This is a genomic window from Bacteroides acidifaciens, from assembly GCF_903181435.1.
In the GTDB taxonomy this organism is placed as follows: domain Bacteria; phylum Bacteroidota; class Bacteroidia; order Bacteroidales; family Bacteroidaceae; genus Bacteroides.
Genome location: NZ_CAEUHO010000001.1, coordinates 2,106,887 through 2,126,226, shown reverse-complemented (window position 1 = coordinate 2,126,226; position 19,340 = coordinate 2,106,887). Strand labels below are relative to the sequence as shown.

At 43.9% G+C, this 19,340-nt stretch carries 11 protein-coding genes; 5 read left to right on the top strand and 6 right to left on the bottom strand.

Annotation, left to right across the window (positions count from 1 at the left end; genetic code table 11):
• Nucleotides 1-43: 43 nt before the first annotated feature.
• The 6 genes from CLIN57ABFB40_RS08995 to CLIN57ABFB40_RS08970 form a co-directional block, all read right to left on the bottom strand.
• A complete protein-coding gene (locus tag CLIN57ABFB40_RS08995; protein WP_175629776.1) occupies nucleotides 44-2,953 on the bottom strand; it encodes a xanthan lyase in 2,910 nt (969 codons plus the stop codon).
• Nucleotides 2,954-3,087: 134 nt separating this feature from the next.
• Nucleotides 3,088-5,079: a glucosamine-6-phosphate deaminase gene (locus CLIN57ABFB40_RS08990; protein ID WP_175629775.1), complete on the bottom strand. Its 1,992-nt coding sequence runs from the start codon at nucleotides 5,077-5,079 to the stop codon at nucleotides 3,088-3,090.
• Between the two features lie 148 nt (nucleotides 5,080-5,227).
• On the bottom strand, nucleotides 5,228-6,004 hold the full coding sequence (locus CLIN57ABFB40_RS08985) for an amidohydrolase (RefSeq protein WP_175629774.1): 777 nt from the start codon (nucleotides 6,002-6,004) through the stop codon (nucleotides 5,228-5,230).
• Between the two features lie 25 nt (nucleotides 6,005-6,029).
• Nucleotides 6,030-6,584: a lysophospholipid acyltransferase family protein gene (locus tag CLIN57ABFB40_RS08980; RefSeq protein ID WP_175629773.1), complete on the bottom strand. Its 555-nt coding sequence runs from the start codon at nucleotides 6,582-6,584 to the stop codon at nucleotides 6,030-6,032.
• A gap of 8 nt (nucleotides 6,585-6,592) precedes the next feature.
• A complete protein-coding gene (locus CLIN57ABFB40_RS08975) occupies nucleotides 6,593-6,862 on the bottom strand; it encodes a hypothetical protein (protein WP_022139503.1) in 270 nt (89 codons plus the stop codon).
• Nucleotides 6,863-7,483: 621 nt separating this feature from the next.
• Nucleotides 7,484-9,700: a patatin-like phospholipase family protein gene (locus CLIN57ABFB40_RS08970; RefSeq protein ID WP_175629772.1), complete on the bottom strand. Its 2,217-nt coding sequence runs from the start codon at nucleotides 9,698-9,700 to the stop codon at nucleotides 7,484-7,486.
• A 270-nt stretch (nucleotides 9,701-9,970) separates the two neighbouring features.
• On the opposite strand from CLIN57ABFB40_RS08970, the gene CLIN57ABFB40_RS08965 reads away from it, so the two are divergent.
• The 5 genes from CLIN57ABFB40_RS08965 (at nucleotide 9,971) to CLIN57ABFB40_RS08945 (ending at nucleotide 19,323) form a co-directional block, all read left to right on the top strand.
• On the top strand, nucleotides 9,971-11,164 hold the full coding sequence (locus CLIN57ABFB40_RS08965) for an efflux RND transporter periplasmic adaptor subunit (protein WP_175629771.1): 1,194 nt from the start codon (nucleotides 9,971-9,973) through the stop codon (nucleotides 11,162-11,164).
• 3 nt (nucleotides 11,165-11,167) lie between these two features.
• Nucleotides 11,168-14,272: an efflux RND transporter permease subunit gene (locus CLIN57ABFB40_RS08960; RefSeq protein ID WP_175629770.1), complete on the top strand. Its 3,105-nt coding sequence runs from the start codon at nucleotides 11,168-11,170 to the stop codon at nucleotides 14,270-14,272.
• The gene (locus CLIN57ABFB40_RS08955; RefSeq protein ID WP_175629769.1) at nucleotides 14,272-15,645 is read left to right on the top strand and encodes an efflux transporter outer membrane subunit; all 1,374 of its coding nucleotides are present in this window, start codon (nucleotides 14,272-14,274) and stop codon (nucleotides 15,643-15,645) included. The genes CLIN57ABFB40_RS08960 and CLIN57ABFB40_RS08955 overlap by 1 nt, the downstream gene beginning before the upstream one ends.
• A gap of 283 nt (nucleotides 15,646-15,928) precedes the next feature.
• Nucleotides 15,929-17,485, top strand: coding sequence for an ATP-binding protein (locus tag CLIN57ABFB40_RS08950; RefSeq protein WP_175629768.1), 1,557 nt, complete (start codon nucleotides 15,929-15,931; stop codon nucleotides 17,483-17,485).
• Nucleotides 17,486-17,676: 191 nt separating this feature from the next.
• A complete protein-coding gene (locus tag CLIN57ABFB40_RS08945) occupies nucleotides 17,677-19,323 on the top strand; it encodes a diphosphate--fructose-6-phosphate 1-phosphotransferase (protein WP_175629767.1) in 1,647 nt (548 codons plus the stop codon).
• Nucleotides 19,324-19,340 lie beyond the last annotated feature (17 nt).

The following is a 19,340-nucleotide window of genomic DNA, read 5'->3' as shown; positions in this document are numbered from 1 at the left end:
ATAGAATATAAAATGAGAAACAGATTAAAAAATGGGATATTTTTTATTTCTGTGTAAAGAATCCCAATATGCCTGCCATAATAGTTGCCCGGTCAGCTTCCGATTGGATACTTTCGAATGGAAAACCTAATACGAAAGTGCGGTAATTTCCTTTGTAGGCGATGCCTGCGCTTTGGTTGCCTGGAGCATAAGTAAATACGGGAAAAGCAGTATCTACCGGGACGATACAATCCGGTGCAGGAACAGCATAACTGTTCTCGTTGGGCACACGTGGAATAGTAATCGTGCGTCCCAATCCATTGATACGGTTTGAAGTCTTATCCGTCAAGCTACTTTGGTAACCATATTTTAAAGTTTTTTCCGTAAATTCCCGGTTTCCTTGCGTTCCGCTCATATCACTTCCCACATAGGCGCCACTGACAAATAAATTTCCTCCAGACTGGCAATAGCTGGTGATAATCCGTTGCATAGCCGAAGAGAATGTTTTGTAATAAGCTTTACTTGCAGGATCTTCCTTTTCCAATCCCAGGATATAATCCACTATCGGATAATCTTCCAGTGTCACTAATCCGTTCTCTACTGCCTCATCACTGCATGACACGAAACTATATTTCCCGGCTGCCTGAATTGCCTTTCCGTGAATAAAAGGATAATCAAATGTGTTTCCTGCAATTTTCATTCCCTCTAATTCACTTCCGCTATCTCCCAAACTGCCTTTTCCCTCTTTACCAGCCTGCGAACGGTCGAATCCGGTCTGCGCTCCGCTGAATGAAATGTTCGACAGGTACGGAACTCCGGGATCCTGCTCTAAATCGAAGCCTGCTTTATCAAAAGCATTAATAACAGCCGGACCGCTGATTCTGTCAAATCCATTGATGATTAATACCTTTTCTTGTTCCCGTTTTGCTTTATATGCAGAAAGAATCTCGGATGGGAAGCTTTCTCCACCCCGGTTTACGGCAGTTACCTTAAATGAATAAACAAGTCCCGGTTCTATCTTGACTGTATAAGAAGGTTTGCTGACCAAAGTCCCATTGTCAAATCCGCCATAACCGATGCGTGTATATACAATGTATTCCCGCGGACGGGCAGTAGGTTCTTGAGGATCATCCTCACCTTTCCAGGAAAGTTCCAGCGTATTCTTCTTTTTCCCGAAACGGACAGAAAAATTGCTCACAGGCAAAGGTTGCACTACATATTCTTTATCATGCTGGCTGGTAATGAATTGCAAGATACCTTTATAAATGGCACGTCCTACGGTAAATTTGAAATTCGGGTCGTGTCCTAACTGCATGTCGGCAAAGTTCTGATGAGAAAGTAATTCGATAATCGTAGAGGGAGTAGCGGGAAGCCGTGTCTCACTATAATTCCGGTTCCACATGCTCCGGCGTGTCCAGGGTAGGTTATAACTCGAATGGATATCTTTCTGAATTTGGGAGAGTATAATATCCGTTAAGTCGCGTGACGCATACCGGTCTGTTCCTGTGTTCAGTTTGCTATTATTGAAGTCGGTCGTGTAAATGCCGAGTGAACCAATCAACTCGTCTGTTTTACTGCATCCTGCGTCACTGTGGAGTGCCATTGTCATTTCTAACGGCACACGCAACCCCGGTTGGTTCGGGTTATAAACAGAACCACCTGATAAATAATTGACGGTATGGGAACGTGTATTGATATCATCTACATAATCATTTTCACCTTTGCGTCCGGCATATACATCATAAGGCATTCCCGCCCATTGTGCCGAGTAACGTGCTCCTTCCAGATAACGAGGCAGTCCGCTGAGCTTTCCCCCTCGGGAAATATTTCCCATTCCCCCGCCGAAACGTACCGCGTCGGCACATACTACACCATGCTCACTACTTTCGTTGCTTAGTATAACCATGCCGTAGTCATTATTTCCCTTGTCAAATTCGAAAGTGCCGAGATAAACCCATGTGCCGCCACCTATTTTCTGATTTACCTTAAATTCTGTAACTCCACCGTTATGGAAAACGAGGTACTTGGCATCGCTTACACTATTCGGCAGTGTCTGATAAGAAACGTAAACGGCATATTCGCCTGTTGCCGGCAGGGTAGGTACCCATTCGGCAAATACCTGGTTCTTATTCTTCTTTTTCTTTCTTTCGGTGGAGATAAAACGGCAAGTTCCATCGCTGAACGGATTTTCCCCATCCCTATAAATCGTTTTCTTTAAGGCGAATCCTTTTACAGGAGCCGTTGCCCACTTCGCTTTTTTGCTTCCTACTTCCAGATAAAAGGAAGCGTCAGGCGTATCGTTATCCACAATGATTTCATTCTTTTGCGTGTCCCGTTCGCGGGGAGTATAAACGATAGCACCTGCGTTCTCCAGCATGGGAATCACATAAGGAAGAACGAAAGACTGAGTGAACAAATCTTCTGTGGTACAGAACAGGCGGGGGCGTTGCCACCCCCATTCGTTCTTGTCATTCTTGAAATAGTTGCCATGGCTTTGCCAGATTGCGATGTGACGGTCTTGTAATCCGCGTGAAATATCATTCGGGCGTGAGATATTTTTTACCCAGGGGGCTCCTTTATAATCCACGTTCAGGGACATTCGTTCCTTATCCTTTTTCTTGTTCCGGTAGAAATTAGGAACAAGTTCCTCGATTGGCTTTCCGTCCGCATAAATCGCCAATTGGTAATAGTGGACGGGGCCCGGGAGTAATTCTTTCACCTGGTTATAAATTGTCTCTACGGTTTCCGGCCGGAAAGGTTGATAAGCGAAACTCTCCGAGGCATAGACAGTAATTGTCTTACGGTCATAATTTATATCAATACTATTCAGCTTTGGAGTGCTGATTTTGGCTGTTGCGGTATATTTGCCGAAATAATCCGTTAATCTTTCTTTTACATTCCTTTCAATATCTTGAGCGAAAAGAAAATTAGCACTTATAGTAAGGCATAGAAGAAACACTATTATCTTTTTCATTATTCATTGCTTTTGTTCTCATTTTCTCTGTGGTGAATTATCCTACAAAAATAAACAAAAAAAGAGTGAGAAGTATCCAAACTTCCCACTCTTCTTTCATTGTTTTATATTCTCTTAATTAAGAATGATTTTCCTTATAGTGGAATATACTCCACGAATGCTTCCATTGCTTCGTAGGAAGCCAGTCCTAATTTGTCATACAAAGTAGCTGTACCACGATTGCGGTCTTCACTACGTTGCCAGAACAAACGTTCGTCATTACCCAAGAACGGAGCGCTTTCCATCTGAGACTGATGTTTCAGGATAGAGTTACGTTTTGCACGGAGTTCTTCCGGACTGATAGGTACTGCCATTTCGATGTTTTCAATTTCCCATTCAGCCCATGCACCACGATACATCCAGATACGGCAGTCTTTCAGCCATTTTGCACCCTCTTCTTTTTCGAGGTCGACGGCAGCAAAAACAGCATCCGTACATACACGGTGTGTTCCATGCGGGTCGGCAAGGTCGCCGGCTACGAATATCTGATGAGGCTTCACTTCACGGAGCAGGTTTCGTACGATTTCTACGTCTGCCTCGCTGATAGGATTCTTCTGAATCTTGCCTGTTTCGTAGAATGGCAGGTCAAGGAAGTGTACACGATCCAACGGGATATTGTTATAAGAAGAAGCGGTGCGGGCTTCACCACGGCGAATCAGACCTTTGATAGTCAGAATGTCACGGCTGTCCATATCGCCATCTTTCTTATTCTTCAGGAAATTGCGTATTTCTGCGTACTTCTCATTGATAACCTGGTCTTCACTATTGTTGAAAAGTTGGTTGAAGCCATTGATGAAATGCATGAAACGAACCACTTCTTCATCACCTACGGCGATATTACCGGAAGTCTCGTAGGCTACATGTACTTCATGTTTTTGCTCTACCAGGCGGCGGAGCGTTCCACCCATGGAGATCACATCATCATCCGGGTGCGGAGAGAAGATAATCACACGTTTCGGGAATGGTTTGGCACGTTCGGGACGATAAGTATCATCGGCATTCGGTTTGCCACCCGGCCATCCGGTGATGGTGTGCTGCAAATCATTGAAAATCTTGATATTTACATTGTATGCAGAACCATAAAGTGCCAACAGTTCACTCAAGCCGTTTTCGTTATAATCCTTATTTGTCAATTTCAAGATAGGTTTGCCTGTCAACTGACATAACCAAACGATAGCGCTGCGGATCAGTTTGTCATTCCACTCGCAGGAAGTTACCAGCCACGGACGTTGAATACGTGTCAAGTTCATAGCTGCCGAAAGATCGAGAGCTACATGTGCGTTGTTGTGCGTTTGCAGATAAGATGCAGGAATTGTGTCAGTGATGGCACCTTCCACACATTCTTTAATCATGGCTGCCTTGTTTTCACCCCATGCAAGCAGATAAACTTTCTTTGCACCGAGAATGGTAGCTACACCCATCGTAATAGAACTGATGGGAGTATTATCCATAGTTCCGAAAATCTTGGCTGCTTCATTGCGTGACGCATTATCCAACAAAATCAAACGAGTGGTAGAGTTCAGACGTGAACCCGGTTCGTTGAATGCGATATTACCTACACGACCGATACCCAGCAAAGCAATATCGATACCGCCGAAGCTTTCGATACGTTGTTCGTACAGACGGCAATATTCAAAGATAGTATCTTTGGCAATGCTTCCGTCCGGGGTGAATATATTCTGCTTGTCGATGTCGATTTGATCCAGCAACATGCTTTTCAAAGCATTGAAGTTGCTGTTGACAGCATCGGGAGACAACGGATAATATTCGTACATGTTAAATACGATCACGTTGCGGAAGCTGAGGCCTTCTTCCTTGTGCATGCGGATAAGTTCCGTATATACGTGTCTGGGTGAATCGCCGCCAGGCAGTGCCAATACGCAGAAACGTCCTGCTTTTTGTTTTTCGCGGATGGTCTGTGCTATTTCGCGAGCAATGTAGTTAGCTCCTTCTTCTACAGATTCATAGATGTCTGTGGGGATTTTCTCTAGTCTTGTCAAGACTGATTTTTCAAATGCATTCTCCGGTCTGTAGTATCTGGGGGAGACCCGGTGGAGACTGATTTGAGAACTAAGATTTGTTTTCATAAAGTTGTTAATTAAGTTATGTAAGATTAGCGTCCTTGCGACTGTATTTTCACGACAAAGATACAAAAGAAGTCTATATTATTAACTACCTACTTCAAGGTATTGTTGCTGTTTTAATCTGTTTTTAACATTTGTTTTGTAGCATATCTTATAGATGAAATTCGTCGGCATCTTTCCATACCGGAAACTTTTCCCTGAATTGGTTGAGGGAGACCAGATTGAGTGTTACTGTGACTATTCCCTCTTGTCCATCGGGCAGAGAAGCTACTTCTTCGCCGTAAGCCGAGTAAACTTTGCTGCCGCCGTTATATTCCAAATGGTATCCGTCGGTTCCAGTTCTGTTCACGCCGCATACATAGCATTGGTTCTCGAATGCACGTGCACGAAGCAAGGTATCCCATGCCAGGCGGCGGGGGACAGGCCAGTTTGCTACATATATTAATAGGTCGTATCCGTTGTTTATATTCCGGCTCCATACCGGGAAACGAAGGTCATAGCAGACGAGTAGACAGATATTCCATCCACGGTAGGGGATGATGAGACGTTTGTCACCGGCAGAGAAATGTTCTGCTTCCCGTCCCATACGGAACAGGTGCCGTTTGTCATAGTAGAATTCTTTTCCTTCGGGAGTCAGAAAGAAAGCACGGTTATAAAACTGTCCGTTATCTGTTGCTATGTAACTACCGCAGATAGCCAGTTGGAATTGTGAGGTCCATCGTTTGAAAGTTGTGAGCGTCTCGCCGGAGTTTGATTCTGCCAGCATTTCGCTCTGCATACTGAATCCGGTAGAGAACATCTCCGGTAGAACAACAATCTCCGTTGTTCCACGGAGGCTTTGCAGCTTTTCGTAGAGCAAACGGAGATTTTCTTGTTTATTTTCCCAAACGATATCGGTTTGTACTATGGAAATACGAATAGACTCCATAATTGAATACCTCTATACTTAATATTTAAAGTTCACCAAGAGCAAAATTCTCAGGGTGTTTTCCTTTGAAATCCTTGAAATAAAGTTTGATTTCTCTCATATCTTTGTTGATATCTCCCGATGGCATGATAGCTTTCGTTGCCGAGATTGTCTTTTTGTTGTAATCAATACCGATTAGAACAATAGGAACTTGAGCCTTCTGGGCGATAAAATAAAAACCTTTCTTCCAGTTTGGATTCGCTTTGCGGGTTCCTTCGGGAGTGATAGCCAAGTGGAACTTTTTGCACTTAGCAAAATGTTGAACCATCTGGTCTACTAGCGAAGTTTTCCGGCTGCGGTCTACAGGAATCCCGCCCACTGCTTTGAAAAACAGTCCGAGCGGAAAGAAAAACCATTCTTTTTTCATCATGAAACTTGTCTTACGGCCTAAAGCGCCATAAAATAGTTTCCCAATAAATAAGTCGAAGTTCGTTGTGTGTGGAGCGGCACATATCACGCATTTATCATAATTAGGTACCGTAACGTTTGTCTTCCACCCTAACAGGCGGTAATAGATAAAGCTATAAATTGCTTTCTTCATTCTTTTTTTTAGTTCAATTTTCCTATAGCTTCAATAATCTCGTTTACCTTTGCATTAAAGTCTGCGCGGAATTTCTTATAAAAACCTTTCACGTTTCCCGGTTCCGTATGGCTGATACGGGTTACAAATTCATCCTGCATCTTCAGCACTTCAGCCATCAACTCATCTGCTTTAGCTTTATCAGTACCAGGGATAAACATGCTGTTAATTAAACACTCGGTGAATAATTCTCCAGCGATATAATTTACGTTCTTTTTGAGTTCTCTTCTACTTGCCATAATCTTTATATTTAATGGTGAATAATAAAAATACTTGCGGTAAAGATAGGTACTTTCTTCGATTCAGACGAATAAATGAACAAAAAAAACATTATTTGAGCCTGCATCTTCTTGCTGTATCACTAATTTGATAGGGGATAGCGGGTGAAGGACAACCCTTTTTTAATTCTAATAATAACTGCCCTAATATATAAATCTTTTAAATTAACTCTATTGATAGGCTATATTATATGGACTAATAATAAGTTCATGAAACCGCTTTCAGCCTTCAGCTTCTTTCAAATTGCTCCATTTTATCGAAGGATTTGGCTGAAACCGCCTCTGAAATGAAAAGGATAGCTTTCAGCCTGTTTTTTAGACCCTGTATTTACTCCAAACAGAGGGTTCGTTTTCTTTTCCATATGTACTCTTCGGACGGCTATATTACGCCCGGGCATTAGCGAATGTAAGTCTACGTGTGGGCAGCCTTTTGCCTGCTGTTTAGTAAGGTTTTACCCACGTGCCAGCAAAGTTTTGCCGATACATGAGTGAATACATGTCTACGGACAAAATGGCTGAAAGCGAAATGGTTTTCTTTTAGAGGTGGGATGTATTTGAGTTGACCAATAATCGTATGGACGATTAGAAATAATACCCCAAATTCACAAAGCAACTTCCCTTATCCGTCTGATTGGAATATCCCAATGATATTTCCAATGGTCCGAAGATACTGTCCATTCCATATCCTGCGCTGATGCCGAATAATTGTTTGCCTTTCAATACGTTGAAAAAATTGCTGTTCGTCAGTCCATAATTTCCTGTTAGGGTAAGATAATGGATAGCTCCCATGCGCTGTCTGAATTTTAATGATGCAATCATGATAGTATTATCCATCAGTTCCAGGTTAGTAACTCCGGCAAATGGCAATTGTTGTGGGATATAAAAGCCGGGTACTTCACCGCCAATCGCATTTTGCAGAGGATATGGAAATCCTTTTCCAATTAGGATACGTCCGTAAATGGAAGGGATGACGGAAAAACGCCGGGTGATAGGAATGACGCTTGCCCACGAAGCACTTAATGCGGAGAATGGGGCATGGTCGTTGTATTGCGCCATGTTATCCGTATAGAGTGAATAGGCGGCTTTGAAGTCACTACCTTTGGCGGGGAAATATCCCTTGTCGTAAGTACTATACTGTACCTGCGCAAAATAGCTCAGAAAATGTTCCGATTCTACTTTCAGATCGGCAAGTTCCGGTTTCTTGAACAGGAAATCCTTGTACTTATAATATTCGAAACGTAGTCCGAGACCGAAGCGGAAGTTTTTGTACCATACATCGGAGAAACCAAATTCGGCTAGATGATATTTATAGGTGGTATTATAGGCGCGGTCGCCTTCCTCGTATATGTTGATATCGTTGTATTGGAACATGTACGAGAAGTTGAAATTACGCTGTTGCATCGGTTCGAGCGTATAATCTATGCGGGCGGCATATCGTTTTCCCAATCGTCCGGTGAGGGATAGGCGGGAAGGAATGTGAGTCTTGAGGTCGGCCGTTGCGTTAAGCAGCAGTGATGCGATTTCTTCCGAATCGAAACGGATTCCCAGGTTGATTCTTCTTTCATATTTCTCTTGCAACAGGAAGTTGAGCTGATAACCTTCGGGAGTGTCCGTCAATGTATAACTGGCACTGGAATAAGACTGGCTTCCACGTAGCTGGAACAAAGCTTGTTCTATCTGTTGGGTGGTGATATTGCTGTTTTCTTTCAGGTTACACTTCTTCATTAGCCATTTCTTGTCATCGGCTTCTACACCGGTGAACGAAATATCCGTCACGTAGATAGTGCGTACATTGGATAGGGAAGAGTAGGGACCGTGTTGTTTGGGGGTATAATCATCCGGTATTCCTATCTTCTTTTTCAGTGCAAGCAGGGACTTCCATTGTGCCCTTGCAGCTTCTTCGCCTCTTCGCATCAACGTGTCAATGGCAGCGGGAGTGAAACTGGCGGAAGAATAGCCGTCTACATTCACACGGATGTAGGTATCTGTGAGATTTACATTCTTTTCATGGTTTGCCTGACAGGTAATATCCACAATCTGTCCTAGAATATCAGGGACACTATTTAGCTTGTCTGCCGGTTTCAAGGCGTTTTGTACATCTACCCCGATAATAATATCAGCTCCCATCGCTTTCGCGACATCTGCCGGGTAATTGTTGACAATGCCACCGTCTACCAACACCATGCTATCTTGCCGCACCGGAGTGAATGCGCCGGGAATTGCCATGCTGGCACGCATGGCAGTAGAAAGTATCCCGTCCCGGAATATAATTTGGTTTCCGTTTACGATATCAGCCGCTACACAGGCAAAAGGTATAGGAAGTTTATTGAAGTCAATAGAGTCGTGATACCCCATTGTCAGATCCGAGAATAAGTTGGCAAGGTTCTGTCCTTTCATGATTCCTCCCGAAGCTGCATCTTTAGGAGTTTTGGTGAAAGGGATGGAAATGACGAATTTTTCAGAGCGCTCACGGTCGGTCAGTGACATGGCGCTTCGTTTGACACGGTCACTGAGCAGGAATGTCCAGTTTTGTTTCCGTACCATACTGTCCAGTTGCTCCGGCGTGTAGCCGATGGCGTATAGACCACCTACAATAGCACCCATACTGGTTCCCGCTATGTAATCAATGGGGATTCCGGCTTCTTCAATCACTTTCAATGCTTTGATGTGCGCCATTCCTTTGGCGCCGCCACCGCTTAAAACTACTCCCACCTTTTTACGTTGCTCCTGAGAATGCAAAGAAAAAGGAAATAAGATGCAGATTGACAAAACCAATGTTGAAAAGATTTGTTTTTTCATTAGGACACAGTCTAGTGTTGTTTATTATAATACAAATGTAAGACATAATTTGTTTAGTTGTTGAAATGGAAAGTAGAAAAAATGTTCTAAAAGTCGGAATTGTGGATTATTTCTACACATTATGCGGTGTATTCCACATTTCTACATCTGATATGACGGAATATAAAACGCTGAACGCCAGTAAATAGGTTACATAAGGAATTTTGGCATGGGAATTGCGTAAAAGGAGTATAGAACAAACATAAGTTAAATTTAATAATAAGATTCGATATGAGATTATTCTTTTCGAAACATGAGTTGAAACTGAGGAGAAAGAGAACCATTGCTGCTGTTATTTGTATGCTGGTCGTGTTGGGTGTATATTGGATACTGACCCGACCTCAGAAGGCTGAGCTGGAGGTGCCGACAGTCATTGTTGAACCAGTGCTGAAAGATGATGTAGAAATATACGGGGAATATGTGGGACGTATCCGTGCCCAGCAGTTCGTCGAAGTACGTGCCCGTGTGGAAGGTTATCTGGAGAATATGCTTTTTGCTGAAGGTACGTATGTAAACAAGAATCAGGTCCTGTTTGTGATTAATCAGGACCAGTATCGCGCCAAGGCGGATAAAGCCAGAGCTCAGTTGAAAAAGGACGAGGCGCAGGCGTTGAAGGCGGATCGTGATTTGAAACGTATCCGCCCGCTATTTGAGCAGAATGCCGCTAGCCAGTTGGACTTGGATAATGCGGAAGCCGCCTATGAGAGTGCCGAAGCAACCGTAGCCATGAGCGAAGCTGATTTGGCGCAGGCGGAACTTGAATTGGGCTATACCATTGTCCGTTCGCCGCTGTCGGGACATATCAGTGAAAGAAATGTGGACTTGGGTACATTGGTCGGTCCCGGTGGAAAATCATTACTTGCTACTATCGTGAAAAGTGATACGGTGCTTGTAGACTTTAGCATGACGGCACTTGACTATCTGAAAAGTAAAGAAAGAAATATCAACTTGGGACAGCAGGACTCCACCCGTTCCTGGCAACCGAACATTACCATCACATTGGCAGACAACACCGTTTATCCGTATAAAGGTTATGTAGACTTTGCCGAGCCACAAGTCGACCCGCAGACCGGTACTTTCTCCGTGCGTGCGGAAATGCCTAATCCGAAACAGGTATTACTGCCGGGACAGTTTACAAAAGTGAAATTACTGCTGGATCTCCGTGAGGGCGCGCTTGTCGTTCCGATGAAAGCGGTTACTATCGAAAAAGGCGGAGCCTATATCTACACGATGCGTAAGGACAATACGGTAGAGAAACGTTTTATCGAATTAGGTCCTGAAGTCGGGAATAACGTAGTAGTGGAAAGAGGAGTGGCGCAAGGCGAAATGGTAGTAGTAGAAGGTTTCCATAAGTTGACTCCGGGAATGAAAGTACGGATAAGTCAGCCGGACACGGAAACGAAGGATAACGCGAAAGGAGAATAAACGATGAAAGTTACTTTTTTTATAGACAGGCCGGTCTTCTCGGCTGTAATCTCCATCGTGATCGTAATTGTCGGAATTATCGGTCTGACAATGCTTCCGGTGGACCAATATCCACAGATTACGCCCCCAGTGGTGAAGATCAGTGCATCCTATCCGGGTGCGAGCGCGCTCACTGTGTCGCAGGCGGTAGCTACCCCGATTGAGCAGGAAATCAACGGTACACCGGGAATGCTTTATATGGAATCGACCAGTTCTAACTCCGGTGGTTTCTCGGCAACGGTGACATTTGATGTTTCCGCTGATCCGGATTTGGCGGCAGTTGAGATTCAGAACCGTGTGAAGTTGGCAGAATCCCGTTTGCCGGCAGAAGTGATTCAGAATGGTATTTCAGTGGAGAAGCAGGCTCCCAGCCAGTTGATGACTCTGTGTCTGACTTCGACCGACCCTAAGTTCGACGAAATCTATCTGAGTAACTTTGCTACAATCAATGTGCTCGATGTAATCCGTCGTATTCCTGGAGTAGGGCGTGTGTCGAATATCGGTAGCCGTTACTATGCCATGCAGATATGGGCGCAACCCGATAAGCTGGCAAACTTCGGATTGACAGTGCAGGACTTGCAGAATGCTTTGAAAGACCAGAACCGTGAATCGGCAGCCGGTGTACTAGGACAGCAGCCGGTGCAGGGGTTGGATATAACGATTCCTATTACGACGCAGGGGCGTCTTTCCACTGTGGGGCAGTTTGAAGATATCGTAGTGCGTGCTAATGCGAACGGTTCCATTATCCGGTTGAAAGATGTGGCACGTGTATCATTGGAAGCCTCATCTTATAATACGGAGAGTGGTATCAACGGTGAGAATGCAGCCGTACTTGGCATTTATATGTTGCCGGGTGCCAACGCAATGGAAGTTGCCGAGAGGGTGAAGGAAGCGATGGATGAAATCAGCAAGAACTTTCCCGAAGGATTGAGCTATGAGATTCCGTTCGATATGACGACTTATATTTCCGAATCTATACACGAGGTATATAAGACGTTGTTTGAAGCCTTGGTATTGGTGGTGCTTGTCGTTTATCTTTCTTTGCAGAGTTGGCGTGCAACGTTGATTCCGGTGGTGGCGGTGCCTATTTCACTGATCGGTACTTTCGGATTCATGTTGATTTTCGGTTTCTCGCTCAATATATTGACATTGCTCGGATTGATTCTTGCCATCGGTATCGTTGTGGACGACGCGATTGTGGTGGTGGAAGGCGTGGAACATATTATGGAAACGGAAAAGCTGAGTCCTTATGAAGCTACCAAAAAAGCGATGAATGGGCTGGCTAGTGCCTTGATTGCCACATCATTGGTGTTGGCGGCCGTTTTCGTTCCTGTCAGTTTTCTGAGCGGGATTACGGGACAGTTGTATCGCCAGTTTACGGTGACGATTGTTGTGTCCGTACTTATCTCTACGGTGGTAGCTTTGACATTGAGCCCTGTCATGTGCTCTCTGATTTTGAAGCCGGACAGCGGAAAGAAGAAAAATATAGTTTTCAGGAAAATCAATGAATGGCTGGGCATTGGTAGCAATAAGTATGTAGCTGCCGTAACCCGTACTATCAAGCATCCCCGCAGGGTATTGAGCGCGTTCGGAATGGTATTGATTGCTATTATGCTGATTCACCGTATTATTCCGACCAGCTTCTTGCCTGTGGAAGACCAGGGATATTTCAAAATCGAACTGGAATTGCCGGAAGGTGCTACATTGGAACGTACGCGCATTGTAACGGAACGTGCCATTGCTTACTTGGAAAAGAATCCATATATCGAATATATACAGAACGTGACGGGAAGCAGCCCACGCGTAGGAAGTAACCAGGGGCGTGCCGAACTGACGGTTATTCTCAAGCCTTGGGAAGAACGCAAGAGCACCAGTATCGAAAAGATAATGGATACAGTGGAAAAGCATCTCAAGGAATATCCGGAATGTAAAGTTTATCTTTCCACTCCGCCGGTGATACCGGGATTGGGTAGTTCGGGCGGTTTTGAAATGCAGTTGGAAGCTCGTGGAGAGGCTACTTTTGATAATCTGGTGGATGCGGCGGATACGTTGATGTATTATGCATCCAAGTACAAGGAATTGACAGGCTTGTCTTCTTCCCTGCAATCGGAGATACCGCAACTCTACTTTGATGTAGACCGTGATAAGGTAAAGATGCTGGGTGTACCTTTGGCGGACGTGTTTTCTACCATGAAAGCTTATACCGGTTCGGTGTACGTGAATGACTTTAACATGTTCAACCGTATATATAAGGTATATATCCAGGCGGAAGCTCCTTATCGTGAACATAAGGATAATATCAATTTGTTCTTTGTGAAAGCGTCCAACGGGGCTATGGTACCGCTGACTTCTTTAGGAAACGCGTCCTATACCACAGGGCCGGGTAGTATCAAGCGCTTTAATATGTTTACTACTGCCGTTATTCGCGGAGCAGCCGCGCAAGGATACAGTTCCGGGCAGGCAATGGAAATCATGGAGCAGATTGCCCGTGACCATCTTCCCGATAATATCGGTTTGGAATGGAGCGGACTCTCTTATCAGGAAAAACAGGCGGGTGGTCAGACTGGTATGGTGATGGCTTTGGTATTCCTGTTTGTATTCCTCTTCCTTGCCGCACAATATGAGAGTTGGACGGTGCCTATTGCAGTATTGCTCTCTTTGCCTGTTGCCGCTTTGGGAGCTTACTTGGGAGTATGGGTTTGCGGATTGGAGAATGACGTATATTTTCAGATTGGTCTGGTCATGTTGGTGGGGCTTGCTGCCAAGAATGCCATCTTGATTGTGGAATTCGCGAAAGTGCAGGTTGATAAAGGAGAAGATTTGGTGCAGTCGGCTATTTATGCGGCTAAACTGCGTTTCCGTCCGATTCTGATGACCTCATTGGCATTCGTTCTCGGCATGCTTCCGATGGTATTGGCAAGCGGCCCCGGTTCGGCAAGCCGGCAGGCGATTGGTACGGGTGTATTCTTCGGAATGATATTTGCCATTGTATTCGGTATCATTCTTGTACCGTTCTTCTTTGTGATGGTATATAAAACAAAGTCGAAAATCTTAAAACATAAGAAATAATGAAACGAAAGAAACTATATATTGCTGTCTTATTACTTGCAGGAGTATTTACTTCCTGCAAGGTGGGAAAAAGCTATGTCCGTCCCGACCTTCATCTGCCCGATAGCTTGGCGCAGCATCAGGATTCGGCTAGTTTCGGTGACCAGGATTGGAAAGACATATACACGGATTCTACCTTGCGAAGCTTGATAGAACGTGCATTGGAACATAACAAGGATATGCTGATTGCCGCTGCCCGTGTACAGGAAATGGCTGCGCAGAAACGAATTTCTACTGCGGCACTGCTACCGGATATTAAAGGAAAAGTGACTGCAGAACGTGAACTGGAGAATCATGGGGGAGATGCCTTTAAAAAGTCTGAGACCTTTGAAGCTCAGTTTTTGGTTTCATGGGAACTCGATCTTTGGGGAAATCTGCGTTGGGCGCGTTCCGCTAGTATTGCCGAATACCTGCAATCCATAGAAGCGCAACGGGCACTTAGGATGACGATTGTAGCCGAGGTGGCACAGGCTTATTATGAACTGGTGGCTTTGGATACGGAACTGGATATTGTAAAACAAACATTGAAAGCCCGTGAGGAGGGTGTCCGTCTGGCACGTATCCGTTTTGCAGGGGGATTGACTTCGGAGACTTCTTACCGTCAGTCACAAGTGGAATTGGCGCGTACGGCAACATTAGTGCCGGACTTGGAACGCAAAATCTCTTTGAAAGAAAACGATATTGCTTTTCTTGCAGGGGAGTATCCTAACAAGATAGCCCGTTCCCGCTTGCTTCAGGAGTTTAACTCTCCCCAAACGCTACCGGTAGGTTTACCGTCCACTTTGTTGGAACGTCGTCCCGACATTCGTCAGGCAGAACAGAAGTTGATTGCCGCCAATGCGAAAGTAGGAGTGGCTTATACGAATATGTTCCCACGTTTGGCACTGACCGGTGGTTCCGGTACGGAGAGTACTTCTCTGTCCAGCCTTTTGAAATCTCCCTATGCCGTTATGGAAGGAGCTCTGTTGACTCCTATCTTTGGTTGGGGAAAGAACCGTGCGGCACTGAAAGCGAAGAAAGCGGCTTATGAAGCCGAAGTACACAATTATGAGAAGTCTGTATTACAAGCCTTTAAGGAAACACGCAACGCAATTGTAAATTTCAATAAGATAAAAGAAGTGTATGAACTTCGTGCCAACTTGGAACGTTCGGCGAAGAGCTACATGGAACTTGCACAACTTCAATACATTAATGGTGTTATTAATTATTTGGATGTGCTGGATGCCCAGCGTGGATATTTCGATGCCCAGATTGGTCTGAGCAATGCGATTCGTGACGAGTTGATTACTGTCGTGCAACTTTATAAAGCGCTTGGCGGTGGTTGGAAACAATAGCTTTTAACTTGTTTTTGATGAAATCATGAGGGTATCCTTTTGTGAAGTGACCCCCTCATGATTTTATGGATAATGGCTATTTATTATCAAAATTGGTGACATAATATATCTTGTTGCTTTTAATGATATGTGTAGAATATTAACCGATTTATTAGTGAGGTTTCTATGAGAGAATTGTAGGATACAAATTGCGGAAAATAATCTTTTAACTTGCCATGATAAAGAGTTCTATTAAAAATATATATCTTTGCGAAACAGATGTTGATTTATAAAGGAAGAGAATATGAGCAATAAAATATATCCTATCGGTATTCAGAATTTTGAAAAAATTCGTAATGACGGTTATTTCTATGTTGATAAAACTGCATTGATGTATCAAATGGTCAAGACGGGAAGTTATTATTTCTTGAGTCGTCCGCGCCGTTTCGGAAAGAGTCTGCTCATTTCTACCTTAGAGGCTTACTTTCAAGGAAAGAAGGAGCTGTTTGAAGGGCTGGCAGTAGAAAAGTTGGAAAAAGATTGGATTAAATATCCTATATTGCATCTCGACCTTAATATCGAAAAGTATGACACACCGGAAAGTTTGGATAAGATATTGAATGATAATCTGGAATATTGGGAAAGCCAATACGGCAGCCGTCCGTCCGAGACTTCTTTTTCTCTACGTTTTGCAGGTATCATTCAACGTGCTTGCGAGAAGACGGGACAGCGGGTAGTTATTTTGGTTGATGAATATGACAAGCCTATGCTGCAAGCTATAGGTAATGAGGTATTACAGAAACAATTCCGAGATACCCTGAAACCATTCTATGGAGCTTTGAAGACTAAGGACGGTTGCATCAAGTTTGCCTTTCTCACTGGTGTGACGAAGTTTGGCAAAGTCAGTGTATTCAGTGATTTGAATAATCTGGATGATATTTCAATGTGGAATGAGTACATCGAAATATGTGGTGTCAGCGAGCGTGAAATCCACGAAAATCTAGAAACGGAACTTCATGAATTTGCCGCAGCGCGAGGAATAACGTATGACAAACTTTGTGAAGAATTGAGAGAGTGCTATGACGGCTATCACTTTACGCACAATTCAATCGGTATGTACAATCCGTTCAGTCTGCTTAATGCTTTCAAACGTAAGGAATTCGGCAGTTATTGGTTTGAGACGGGGACGCCTACCTATTTGGTGAAGTTACTAAAAAAACATCATTATGATCTGGAACGGATGGCACATGAAGAAACCGATGCCCAGGTTCTGAACAGTATAGACTCTGAATCCACCAATCCTATTCCGGTGATTTATCAGAGTGGATATCTCACTATCAAGGGGTATGATGAAGAATTTGGAATGTATCGCCTGGGTTTTCCCAACCGTGAAGTTGAAGAAGGGTTTATTCGTTTCTTGCTTCCTTTTTATGCGAACGTAAACAAGGTAGAGTCTCCTTTTGAGATTCAGAAGTTTGTTCGTGAAGTGCGTGCTGGTGATTATAGTTCTTTCTTCCGTCGCTTACAGAGTTTCTTTGCGGATACCACTTACGAAGTGGTCCGTGAGCAGGAATTACATTACGAAAACGTGCTTTTCATCGTTTTCAAACTGGTTGGTTTCTATGTTAATGTGGAATATAACACAAATGACGGTCGCATCGACCTTGTCTTACAGACTGATAAGTTCATCTATATCATGGAATTTAAACTGAATGGTACAGCGGAAGATGCTTTGCAACAAATTAACGACAAGCATTATGTCCTTCCTTTCAAAATGGACGGACGAAAACTCTTTAAAATAGGAGTAAACTTCAGTGCGGAAACCCGTAATATCGAGAAATGGATAGTGGAGGAAAAATAGATAGTATAAAGTACCATATCTTTTGTTAGTATTTAATGACATGTGCGGAATATTAACTGCTTTGTATTTCTTGTGTCGGAAATAAAAGTTCACTGCCTTCTTTCATAATTCGGAAAAAAGTGCGAAATTTGCAACGCTTTTCAAGTTTGACAAGAAACTTACTAACACCTTTAAATAAAAAAATAAAGAAAATGACTAAAAGTGCATTGCAAATCGCAAGGGCTGCTTATCAGCCCAAACTTCCGAAGGCATTGGCATCAGGAGCCGTTAAAGCTGTAGCAGGTACTGCTACTCAGTCTGTAGCCGATCAGGAAGCTATCAAAGCATTATTCCCTAACACGTACGGAATGCCGTTAATTACATTCGAAGCTGGTGAAGCTGTCGCTCTTCCTGCTATGAATGTGGGTGTAATCCTTTCTGGTGGACAAGCTCCTGGTGGACACAATGTAATCTCCGGTTTGTTTGACGGTATCAAGAAACTGAATCCGGATAGCAAACTATATGGCTTTATTTTGGGTCCCGGTGGTTTGGTAGACCACAACTATATGGAACTGACTGCTGATATCATCGACGAATATCGTAACACAGGTGGTTTTGATATCATCGGTTCCGGTCGTACGAAGTTGGAGAAAGAAGAACAGTTCGAAAAAGGATTTGAAATCATCAAACAACTGGGTATCAAAGCGCTGGTTATCATTGGTGGTGACGACTCTAATACAAATGCTTGTGTATTGGCTGAATACTATGCTGCCAAGAAGTATGGAGTACAGGTTATCGGTTGTCCGAAGACTATCGACGGTGACTTGAAGAACGATATGATTGAGACTTCTTTCGGTTTCGATACTGCTTGCAAGACTTACGCAGAAGTAATCGGTAACATCCAACGCGACTGTAACTCAGCCCGCAAATACTGGCACTTCATCAAATTGATGGGTCGTTCGGCTTCTCACATTGCACTGGAATGTGCTTTGCAGGTACAACCTAACGTATGTATCGTTTCTGAAGAAGTGGAAGCAAAAGATATGTCTTTGGATGATGTAGTGACATATATCGCTAAAGTGGTGGCAGACCGTGCTGCACAAGGACATAATTTCGGTACTGTATTGATTCCTGAAGGATTGGTAGAGTTCATCCCGGCTATGAAACGCCTGATTGCTGAATTGAATGACTTCCTGGCTGCCAACGCAGAAGAATTCGCTCAAATCAAGAAATCTCATCAACGTGATTATATCATCCGCAAACTTTCTCCAGAAAACTCTGCTATCTACGCAAGTCTGCCGGAAGGTGTTGCCCGTCAGTTGACTTTGGATCGTGACCCGCACGGAAACGTACAGGTATCACTGATTGAAACTGAAAAGCTGTTGTCTGAAATGGTAGCTACTAAATTGGCTTCCTGGAAAGAAGAAGGCAAATATGTAGGTAAGTTTGCTGCCCAACACCACTTCTTCGGTTACGAAGGACGTTGTGCTGCTCCGTCAAACTTCGACGCTGACTACTGCTACTCTTTGGGTTACACAGCTTCTATGTTGATTGCTAACGGCAAGACTGGTTATATGTCTTCTGTACGCAACACAACTGCTCCTGCTGCCGAATGGATTGCTGGTGGTGTGCCTATCACAATGATGATGAACATGGAACGTCGCCACGGTGAAATGAAACCGGTTATCCAGAAAGCATTGGTGAAACTGGACGGTGCTCCTTTCAAGGCATTTGCTGCACAACGTGACCGTTGGGCTATCGAAACGGATTATGTATATCCGGGTCCGATCCAGTATTTTGGTCCTACGGAAGTTTGCGACCAGGCAACTAAGACTTTGCAGTTGGAACAAGCTAAATAATTAACGATTAATGTTAA

Coding starts and splice junctions, on each gene's coding strand:
- CLIN57ABFB40_RS08995 (WP_175629776.1), bottom strand. CDS start 2,953: ATGAAAAAGATAATAGTGTTTCTTCTATGCCTTACTATAAGTGCTAAT.
- CLIN57ABFB40_RS08990 (WP_175629775.1), bottom strand. CDS start 5,079: ATGAAAACAAATCTTAGTTCTCAAATCAGTCTCCACCGGGTCTCCCCC.
- CLIN57ABFB40_RS08985 (WP_175629774.1), bottom strand. CDS start 6,004: ATGGAGTCTATTCGTATTTCCATAGTACAAACCGATATCGTTTGGGAA.
- CLIN57ABFB40_RS08980 (WP_175629773.1), bottom strand. CDS start 6,584: ATGAAGAAAGCAATTTATAGCTTTATCTATTACCGCCTGTTAGGGTGG.
- CLIN57ABFB40_RS08975 (WP_022139503.1), bottom strand. CDS start 6,862: ATGGCAAGTAGAAGAGAACTCAAAAAGAACGTAAATTATATCGCTGGA.
- CLIN57ABFB40_RS08970 (WP_175629772.1), bottom strand. CDS start 9,700: ATGAAAAAACAAATCTTTTCAACATTGGTTTTGTCAATCTGCATCTTA.
- CLIN57ABFB40_RS08965 (WP_175629771.1), top strand. CDS start 9,971: ATGAGATTATTCTTTTCGAAACATGAGTTGAAACTGAGGAGAAAGAGA.
- CLIN57ABFB40_RS08960 (WP_175629770.1), top strand. CDS start 11,168: ATGAAAGTTACTTTTTTTATAGACAGGCCGGTCTTCTCGGCTGTAATC.
- CLIN57ABFB40_RS08955 (WP_175629769.1), top strand. CDS start 14,272: ATGAAACGAAAGAAACTATATATTGCTGTCTTATTACTTGCAGGAGTA.
- CLIN57ABFB40_RS08950 (WP_175629768.1), top strand. CDS start 15,929: ATGAGCAATAAAATATATCCTATCGGTATTCAGAATTTTGAAAAAATT.
- CLIN57ABFB40_RS08945 (WP_175629767.1), top strand. CDS start 17,677: ATGACTAAAAGTGCATTGCAAATCGCAAGGGCTGCTTATCAGCCCAAA.